The sequence below is a fragment of the Shewanella electrica genome (genome assembly GCF_022321485.1).
Lineage (GTDB): Bacteria > Pseudomonadota > Gammaproteobacteria > Enterobacterales > Shewanellaceae > Shewanella > Shewanella electrica.
This window is the reverse complement of record NZ_JAKOGG010000615.1, coordinates 1-247: the sequence shown is the minus strand read 5'-3', so window position 1 is coordinate 247 and position 247 is coordinate 1. Positions and strand designations below refer to the sequence as shown.

At 53.4% G+C, this 247-nt stretch carries 1 protein-coding gene; it reads right to left on the bottom strand.

The genetic code is table 11. The annotated features are described in order from the left end of the window. Positions 1-247: tetratricopeptide repeat protein (locus L9G74_RS23280; protein ID WP_369123398.1), on the bottom strand; the 247-nt coding region annotated here is incomplete at both ends.

Sequence of the window (247 nt, the reverse complement as noted above, 5' to 3'; positions counted from 1 at the left end):
CGTCCGCAGAAACCTTCAGCGACTGCTCGTAGTCTCCGAGAGCAGTGAGAATCCAGGCGTAGGTGTTCAGAAAACCAGCTTGTGCTTCTCCTGCATCGAGCGCGGATGCCGTAGCCATTAACCTCGATGCTTCTCCAACTCTACCTTCGCGCAAGGCGATTCTGGCAAGACCAACGTGAAACGTCGGGTTCTCAGTCGGGAACCTATCTAAACCTCGCTTAAATGATGCTTCTGCGTTTGCGTAGTC